General features: G+C 69.9%; 5 protein-coding genes. All 5 read left to right on the forward strand.

Annotated features, from left to right (window positions below):
* The coding region (locus ACKVMH_RS12770) for a 3'(2'),5'-bisphosphate nucleotidase CysQ family protein (RefSeq protein WP_412700582.1) at window positions 1-385 on the forward strand (385 nt) is incomplete at its 5' end.
* A 4-nt stretch (window positions 386-389) separates the two neighbouring features.
* Complete coding sequence (mazG, locus tag ACKVMH_RS12775; RefSeq protein WP_412700583.1) at window positions 390-1,214, forward strand: nucleoside triphosphate pyrophosphohydrolase; 825 nt, start codon at window positions 390-392, stop codon at window positions 1,212-1,214.
* Between the two features lie 75 nt (window positions 1,215-1,289).
* Complete coding sequence (locus ACKVMH_RS12780) at window positions 1,290-2,000, forward strand: response regulator transcription factor (RefSeq protein ID WP_036209980.1); 711 nt, start codon at window positions 1,290-1,292, stop codon at window positions 1,998-2,000.
* 16 nt (window positions 2,001-2,016) lie between these two features.
* Window positions 2,017-3,303, forward strand: a complete 1,287-nt coding sequence (locus ACKVMH_RS12785) for a sensor histidine kinase (RefSeq protein ID WP_412700584.1) — start codon at window positions 2,017-2,019, stop codon at window positions 3,301-3,303.
* A gap of 119 nt (window positions 3,304-3,422) precedes the next feature.
* Window positions 3,423-4,631 (forward strand): efflux RND transporter periplasmic adaptor subunit (locus tag ACKVMH_RS12790; protein ID WP_412700585.1); only part of this gene is annotated, 1,209 nt, incomplete at its 3' end.

Below are 4,631 nucleotides of genomic sequence, written 5' to 3' on the forward strand. Positions count from 1 at the left end.
GCGCGACGGCGACGGCGATGACCGGCCGGTGTCGACGCGTCGGCCACCGACGGCGCCACTGCGCGTCGCCGCGAGCCGCTCGCACCGCGACCAGCGCAGCAACGATTTCATCGAACGCATGGGCCGGACCGAGCCGGTCGGGCTGGGCTCGTCGCTCAAGTTCTGCGCCATCGCCCAGGGCGACATCGACGTCTACCCGCGCTTCGGCCCGACCAGCGAGTGGGACACTGCCGCCGCGCAGGCCGTGCTGGAAGGCGCCGGCGGTTGCGTGATCGACCTGCAGGGGCGGCCGTTCCGCTACAACCAGCGCGACAGCCTGCTCAACGGCGAGTTCATCGCGCTCGGCGACCCCGCGCTGCCGTGGCGCCGCTGGGCCGGCCTGTGACCGCATGACCGCGCCCGACCGCGACATCCGGCGCCTGCTCGACATCATGGTGCGTCTGCGCGACCCGGAGGCCGGCTGCCCGTGGGACGTGGAGCAGACCTTCGCCACGATTGCGCCGTACACAATCGAGGAGGCGTACGAAGTCGCCGACGCGATCGACCGCAACGACCTGGGCGACCTGCGCGACGAGCTCGGCGACCTGTTGCTGCAGGTGGTCTTCCATGCGCGCATGGCGCAGGAGCAGGGCGCGTTCGACTTCGACGACGTGGTGGCCGCGATCAGCGACAAGATGGTGCGCCGGCATCCGCACGTGTTCGGCGACGAGGCGGTCGCTGATGCCGGTGCGCAGACCGTGGCGTGGGAGGAGCACAAGCGCCGCGAGCGCGAAGCGGCGGGGGCGGAAGACACGTCGGCGCTGGCCGGGATTTCGCGCGGCCTGCCGGAGTGGCAGCGTGCGGTGAAGCTGCAGAAGCGCGCGGCACGGGTCGGCTTCGACTGGCCCGGTCCGGCGCCGGTGATCGCCAAGCTGCACGAGGAGATCGACGAGGTGCGGTCGGAGTTCGATGCGCTGTCGGCCGGTGATTCGGACGCGCGCGACCGCCTCGAAGACGAGATCGGCGACTTGCTGTTTGTCGCGGCCAACCTGGCGCGCCATGCCGGCGTGGATGTCGGCAACGCCCTGCGCCGCGCCAACGGCAAGTTCGAGCGGCGTTTCCGCGCCATGGAAGCGCTGGCGGAAGAGGAACAGCGGCCGCTGTCGACCCGTTCACTGGAGCAACAGGAAGCGGTCTGGGAACGCGTGAAGGCGCGCGAGCGGCGTCCCGGTTGACGTTCAGTCACGCCTTCACGGTGCGTCTACCTGCGGATCGGCAGCCTTCACAAAACTGAAGGTGGAGGCAACCCAATGCAGGGCACGCGTGATGGTGGTCTGGTCCTCATCGTGGAGGACAATCGCAACATTTCCGAAATGGTGGGCGAGTACCTCGAGAGCCGTGGCTTCGAGGTCGATTTCGCCGCCGATGGTCTCGATGGTTACCGCCTGGCCGCCGAGAACAGCTACGACGTAATCGTGCTCGACCTCATGCTGCCGCGCCTGGACGGCGTGGAAGTGTGCAAGCGCCTGCGCGAGGAAGCGCGCAAGTCCACGCCGGTGCTGATGCTGACCGCGCGCGACACGCTCGATGAAAAGCTGACCGGCCTGTCCGCCGGCGCCGACGACTACCTGACCAAGCCGTTCGCGATCCAGGAACTGGAGGCCCGCCTGCGCGCGCTGATCCGTCGCGAGCGCCGGCAGGTCGGCGGCGAGGTGCTCAAGGTGGCGGACCTGGTGCTCGACCCGGCCAGCCTGCGGGTCACCCGCGGCGGCAGCGAGCTGCAGCTTTCTCCGATCGGCCTGCGCTTGCTGACCATCCTGATGCGCGAATCGCCGCGCGTGGTCAGCCGCCAGGAGATCGAACGCGAGATCTGGGGCAACGGCCTGCCGGATTCGGACACGCTGCGCAGCCATCTGTACAACCTGCGCAAGACCATCGACAAGCCTTTCGACAAGCAGTTGCTGCACACCGTGCAGTCGGCCGGCTACCGCGTGGCGGATATTTCACAGCCGCCCGAGTGAACGCAGTGCAGGTTCCATGACCCCGGGTCTTCCGCGCAGGATCAAGCTGGCCTTCATCCTGCAGGCCATCCTGGGCAGCATCGTGATCACCGCTGGCGTACTGCTGGCGGGCATGGGCGTGCGCCACGGCATCGTGGTGGAGCGGATGCAGCGCGAGGCCGACCTGTTCTGGACCGGCCGTGAGGCCAGCCCGACCTACCCGCTCCCCCGCACGTCGAGGATGACCGGTTACGTGGTACCCGGCCAGCCGGGCGATCGCCACGTGCCGCGCGAGCTGCGCGAGTCCGCGCCGGGGATGTACCAGCGCCAGCTGTTCGGTTCGACCGACCACCTCGACGTGCTGGTCGACCGCCGCCCGGAGGGGACGTTCTACCTCACCTTCGATGCCAGCCACATCGACCGGGCGATCCTGGTCACTGCGCTGGTCTCGCTGCTGCTTTCGCTGCTGGCGACCTACCTGATCTCGTGGCTGACCTACCGCACCTCCAAGCGGCTGGTGGTGCCGGTCAGCTGGCTGGCCGACGAGGTGTCCAAGTGGGATCCGCGCGACCCCGACACCGAGGCGATCAAGCCGCGCCGGCTGCCGCCCGATGCGGGCAGCGAGGTGCACCGGTTATCCCGCGCGCTGGTGGGCCTGGCCGAGCGCGTCGCCGACTTCGTCGAGCGCGAGCGGGACTTCACCCGCGATGCGAGCCACGAGTTGCGCACGCCGTTGACGGTCATCCGGGTCGCGACGGACATGATGCTTGGCGACCCCGACACCTCGCCGCGGACGCTGCGGTCGCTTGCACGCGTGCAGCGTGCCGGGCGCGACATGGAAGCGGTGATCGACGCGTTCCTGATCCTGGCGCGCGAGGCCGACATCGCGCCGCAGAGCGCGGAGTTCGAGGTCCGCGACATCGTCGATGACCAGGTCGAGCGGGTGCGCCCGCTGCTGGCATCCAAGCCGGTCGCCATCGAGGTCATCGACAACGGTTCGTCGCGGCTGTTCGGTCCCCCGCACGTGCTCGCGGTGATGCTCGGCAACCTGCTCAGCAACGCCGCCCACTTCACCGACCACGGGCAGATCGAAGTACGGTTGGAAGTGGACCGGATCGAGGTCCGCGACAGCGGCATCGGGATGGACCCGGAGACGCTCTCGCGTGCGTTTGACCCGTTCTATCGGGGCGACCCGGCCCGCGAGTCCGGCAGTGGCATGGGGCTGTCCATCGCGCGCAGGCTCGGCGACCGCATGGGCTGGCCGCTGCACCTGCAAAGCGAGATCGGGCGGGGCACGATCGCGACCATTCGCTTCAAGGGGTAGGTCCTCGCCAGCGCGACGGGTGAATGGATGGCGCGACCCCACCTCGGCGCTTGCGATGCGACGTCAACCGCGCCCGCGCAAGTGCGTTGCCAGTCCGACCTTCCCGTAGCGCGGACCCGATGAGCACACCCCGACCCACCCCCACGCCCTCCCGTTCGCGCCCACGCGGCCGTCGCCTGCTTATCGTCGCGGTGGCCGCGGTGCTGGTCGTGCTCGCGGCGCTGGCCTGGTTCCAGCGCGACGCCGGCCCGAGCGCCGGTGGCTACCGGACCGCGCCGATCGAGCGCGGCGATATCCGGGTCGGCATCTCGGCGACCGGTACGCTGGCGGCGATCTCCACGGTCGATGTCGGCAGCCAGATCTCCGGCCAGGTCACCGAGGTGCTCGCCGACTTCAACGACCAGGTGCGCCAGGGGCAGGTGCTCGCACGGATCGACCCGAGCACGTACGAGGCGCAGATCGCCCAGGGCAACGCGTCCGCCGCGGCGGCCCGGGCGGGCCTGGCGACCGCGCAGGCGTCTCTGCGCAACGCCGAGGCCGACTACGCCCGGAAAGCCGAACTGGGTTCGCGCCAGCTGGTGGCCACCAGCGACATCGACCTCGCACGCGCATCCCGCGACCAGGCCCGCGCACAGGTGGAAGCCGCCCGCGCGCAGATCACCCAGCAACTCGCGTCGACCCGGACCTCCCGGCTCAACCTCGACCGCACCGTGATCCGCTCGCCGGTGGACGGCGTGGTGCTGACCCGCACGGTGGAGCCCGGCCAGACCGTCGCCGCCAGCCTGCAGGCGCCGGTGCTGTTCCAGATCGCCGAAGACCTGTCGAAGATGGAGATCGTGCTGGCGATCGACGAGGCCGACATCGGCCAGGTCGAACCCGGGCAGGACGTCGGTTTCAGCGTCGATGCGTTTCCCGACCGCCAGTTCCGCGGTACCGTGCAACAGGTGCGCCTGTCGGCGACCAACACCAGCAACGTGATCACCTATCCGGTGGTGGTCGCGGTCGACAATCCCGACCAGCGGCTGTTGCCGGGCATGACTGCCAACGCCGAGATCGAAGTCAGTCGCCGCGACGACGTGTTGCGGGTGCCCAATGCGGCGCTGCGCTTCAAGCCGGCCGACGACCAGATGTCCGCTACGGCAACGCCGGGTACACGCGGCGGCGGACCCGTGGAAGACCTCGCCCGGCTGGCGGGACGCATGGAGCTGGATGCCACCCAGCAGGCGGCCTTCGACGCCGCCGCAACCGCCATGCGCGAGCGGACCGCGGCCCGCACCGCGGCACCGGCCACGACCGGTGGCCCGTCGATGTTCGGCGGACGCGGCGGC

Source organism: Lysobacter zhanggongensis (assembly GCF_046638635.1).
GTDB lineage: Bacteria > Pseudomonadota > Gammaproteobacteria > Xanthomonadales > Xanthomonadaceae > Novilysobacter > Novilysobacter luteus.

Bases quoted from the DNA above. Each gene is read 5' to 3' on its own strand.
- mazG (WP_412700583.1), top strand. From the start codon at position 390: ATGACCGCGCCCGACCGCGACATCCGGCGCCTGCTCGACATCATGGTG.
- ACKVMH_RS12780 (WP_036209980.1), top strand. From the start codon at position 1,290: ATGCAGGGCACGCGTGATGGTGGTCTGGTCCTCATCGTGGAGGACAAT.
- ACKVMH_RS12785 (WP_412700584.1), top strand. From the start codon at position 2,017: ATGACCCCGGGTCTTCCGCGCAGGATCAAGCTGGCCTTCATCCTGCAG.